This is a genomic window from Luteimonas sp. A649, assembly GCF_054072735.1.
In genome coordinates this window covers 1-3,928 of the sequence record NZ_JBSVRQ010000010.1, presented here as the reverse complement: position 1 = coordinate 3,928, position 3,928 = coordinate 1, and the positions used below count along the sequence as shown (strand labels likewise).

Annotated in this window: 3 protein-coding genes; all 3 read right to left on the bottom strand. The window is 58.7% G+C overall.

What is annotated here, in order from left to right:
- Positions 1-1,058: 1,058 nt before the first annotated feature.
- On the bottom strand, positions 1,059-1,490 hold the full coding sequence (locus ACW5E8_RS14700) for a YxiG-like protein (protein WP_456966286.1): 432 nt from the start codon (positions 1,488-1,490) through the stop codon (positions 1,059-1,061).
- Between the two features lie 116 nt (positions 1,491-1,606).
- Entirely contained in the window at positions 1,607-1,978 is a 372-nt protein-coding gene (locus ACW5E8_RS14695; RefSeq protein ID WP_456966285.1) for a hypothetical protein, read from the bottom strand.
- Between the two features lie 832 nt (positions 1,979-2,810).
- Positions 2,811-3,440: a hypothetical protein gene (locus ACW5E8_RS14690; protein ID WP_456966284.1), complete on the bottom strand. Its 630-nt coding sequence runs from the start codon at positions 3,438-3,440 to the stop codon at positions 2,811-2,813.
- Between the last annotated feature and the right edge of the window lie 488 nt (positions 3,441-3,928).

Here is a 3,928-nt window from a genome sequence, read left to right as displayed (position 1 = left end):
TGGAACTGCAAGACGCAATGCAAAGAGCGACTATCAGCTTGCGACAGTGCATAGAGCCCTCTAACACCTGAATTAAGCCGCACCGCGAAGCGGTGTCGGCTTGAATGAATTGTTAGGTGCCGACTGTGCTGGCTATGGAAGCCACCAGGCCACCGACACCGAGAACTAGGATGGTATATAGCACCACCATGGGCGCCTTTTGTGCAATGGCGTACGCAACGAATGCCTCCCTTGGGCTCCGGCCGCCAGCCAAGGCAAACAAGGGCAGGACTAGAAAAACCGAGGCGCACCCGATCCCGAAGCCAAAGCCAAGCCCGCGCCAATCAGTGCGTGGAAAGTAGCCAGTGTTATAGAGCCACAGCGCGAGGCCAATGCCAGCAAAGAAGTGGCCATTGACGGTCCAGATAGCTGCTCGGTTCTGACGGAGGAGAACAGACGCACTCTTGCGGTTGCAAACGTCAGGAACCCATCGGGCCCACGCGCCACACAGCAACATGGCAACGACGCCGCCGACGAGTCCGCTCACTACTGGCCCTAGCGACATAGTGTCCATCGGCACCTAACACCAGAGTTAAGCCGCCCCGCAGCGGGGCGTGAAGCACATGGCAAGCTGTACCTGCCATGTGATTTGCGCCCCGATGTGGCGTCGGCTTGAACGACTTGTTAGGCCGGCGCTGCCCGGAACTTGCGTCCGGCCTGCGACGGCCCAACCCCTGCTGGAACAGTACAACAAGTCCTGCGGTGAGCGCGGGGCTGATCTTGGCTGGGCCCAAGCCAAGGCCGCGGTTCGCGCGGCCCAGAACCACCACCGCTTCCTGGCCGAAGCCGACTCGGCAGGTCGAATCTTGCGGAGGGTCTCGCCTGTCCGAAGCCGAGGTGCAGCAGGCCCTGACGCCGATGCCACTCACCGCGCGTGCGAGGCGCCAACCGTCACAGATGAGCGGCGAACCTTATGCGACCAAAGATGCCGCTCCGGCAGTGCGGGAAACAAGGCCTAACGCCTGAATTAAGCCGCGCCGCGAAGCGGCGTCGGCTTGAATGAATTGTTAGCTCCCCCGCTAGGAGAGTGGAATGACGACGCTTGACACGATGGAGGACTCATCACTGACCTTGGCAGAGCGCAAACTATGGAAAACAAGGCTAATTCTGAAGCGATCCGTCTCAATCTCCGCCTCGTACATCGGCTTGCCAAGACGAGCTGACCACTCAGCGGCTTTCGTAGAAGGCTCAACTGCTCGAATGCCTGGCCATGCCAGTGACCAACAAGTACCCCAGACATAGCCCTCCGGCTCTTCGGCATCTAGCCATGCTTGATAGTCAACGAACTCCTCCCCCCAAGACTTTGTCCAAACATCATCAGCTACGACACTTGTGTAGCTCACCTCAGCGACATGGGTGAACTGAACTTGGTGCCGCCCCGGATAATTGCCCATGGAAGACTCGACGAGCACAAAGTAGTCCCGCCCGTGAGGTACAAAGCCATGATCCATGACGCCGAAGTCACAGTCAGGTAGCCACTCAAGTAACGAAGTCACGGGATGCATGTCTGGGGAGCTAACGCCTGAATTAAGCCGCGCCGTGAAGCGGCGTCGGCTTGAATGAACTGTTAGGCGGCGCACCAAAGTGCAATGCCGCCGATGACGAACAGTACCAGCCACGACAAGTGCTTGCCCCTGGTGAGAAGCAGAGGCAAGACCCCGGACGCAACAAAGGTTAGCCCGAGGATCTGAAGCATGCCGGACACCGTGAGGTCGCCGCGACCCGCATGCACTAGGAGCGCAGCAAAGCCGAACCACGCGACCGTGGTGATGTGCCAGGCAAAGCGCAACGTTCGGATCGTGAACTCCGAGCTGCCGAATAGCTTTGGCAAGTCACTGCGGCGAAACAGGCGGGTGAGGATGTACCGCTCCCCAAGGAACGAATGGGCCGCGCCCAAAGCCACGGCGAGAGTTGCTGCGAAGTAGAGAAGTCCTTCCATAGCCGCCTAACGCCTAAGTTAAGCCGACCCGCGTAGTGGAGCGAACCGCATGGCAAGCTTTCTTTGCCATGTGGGGCGCGTAACGAAGCGGGTTCGGCTTGAACGCATTGTTAGGCCCCGCCCACCCGACCCCTACGCCGGTGAATCTTGAGTCCTACCGCCGCGACTGCCAAGAGGACCGCCACGCCTAGAACGAGAAGGCTTTGCTGGTGCAGATCCGAGGCTACACGACAGTACGGGTCTGACGAAGATCCGTCCGCTGGTCCGCACTCACCGAATCGCAGAGAGGCAGTGGAAATGGCTCCAACCCAGAGGTACGCAGCGCCGCATGCGACCAGAACCGATGCGAGCGCAATGGACCAGATTGGGATGCGATGCAGTCTCATGGTGGGGTCTAACGCCAGAGTTAAGCCGAGACGCGTAGTGGAGCAAAGCCCATGGCAAGCTCTACCTGCCATGGGCTTTGCGTAACGAAGCGGCTTCGGCTTGAACGACTTGTTAGGCCGCTGCACGCCGAGCTTGCGCCCGACCTTGCGACAGCCCAACCCCTGAGCGAACAGTACAACAAGTCTGGCCGAGCGGCCTGAGGCTCGCGTTCTCCGGGGCGGCCAGAACACTCGACTCGCGCGGCTAAGAACTCTCACTGCGCCCTGTCCGAAGCCGAGCTGTTGCAGGGCTGACGGCCGATGCCTGCGCCGCGCGTGCGAGGTGCAAACGCTGCGGATAAGCGAGGCGCTACAGATTGCCTGGAACCGGCAACAACAGTGCGGGAAACAAGGCCTAACGCCAGAATTAAGCCGAGCCGCGAAGCGGGTTCGGCTTGAATGAATTGTTAGGGGGCGTGCCGATTGGCATACCGCCTGTAGATTTCGGTGGCAGTGAATCCGATACCGAACAACGCCAGGAATGGCTCGTAAGGTCCAGTTGGAGCATTAATCCACATGCCGATGGTAACGAGCAAGGCGGCAAAGCAAAGAATCTCAAAGCCAAGAACTAGCCTGTCCGCAAGAGTGAGCGAACCGACCGAAGTCCGGCTTGCCCAGTGCGCTCTCAGGTTGGAGCGGAAGGTGTCTTGTGAAGCTGAGAGCTCGCCAGCTACCTCTTGCTCGATGGCACGAACATAGTTTGGATCGCCGGCCAAGTTTGCTGTTTTAAGCAGACCTTCATTGACCGAGGCAATAAGTGCAGTAGTGCTGGGGGAAACAGAGTCGACGATCGCCGCGTCGAACCCAGGACCCGCGTCAGGCCTGGAGCGAACAAATTGTTCTAACTGCTCGAAGTACAATCGTATTGACGCGCGAACGATGGTGGCTGACTCCTTGACCGTTGCGCCTGAGCGGAGCATTTGTTTGGCGGCATTTCTACGATGCAGCGCTTGCAGATCGGCTTGCAGCGATTGAGTCACGCTGGCGCAAATGATCTCAGCTCGCCTTTTGATCTCTGCGATCTCGACTGAACTCATCAAGCCCCCTAACACCAGAATTAAGCCGCGCCGCGAAGCGGTGTCGGCTTGAATGAATTGTTAGGCCGCAACTCGCATGTGGGATGGGTGCGAGCTTGAAACTGGTCAGCACTGACTGACTCTTGCGCACCGATCTCCGAGCTGCACATGTGGAAGCAACCGCCCTTTACTGCTTTGGCACAAGAACTACGAATGCAAGACAGGATGCAGGCATCAACTGGCTGGCAGCTCCGAACAAATCGCTCTAAGAAGTTGCGACGCTGCTCGTCGTCCGGTTGAATCCCATCGAGCGTACAGTGGTGCTGCCATGATGCTGAGGCCCCGACACTAGTTTTAGGCGTGGACGACGAAGCGCAGGCTGCCACAAGAGCAGCAAGAGCTATGGCTGTCGGTATCAGTTTGCGCATGAGTTTGGTTCGAGGCCTAACGCCTGAGTTAAGCCGAGACGCGTAGTGGAGCTAACCACATGGCAAGCTGTATCTGCCATG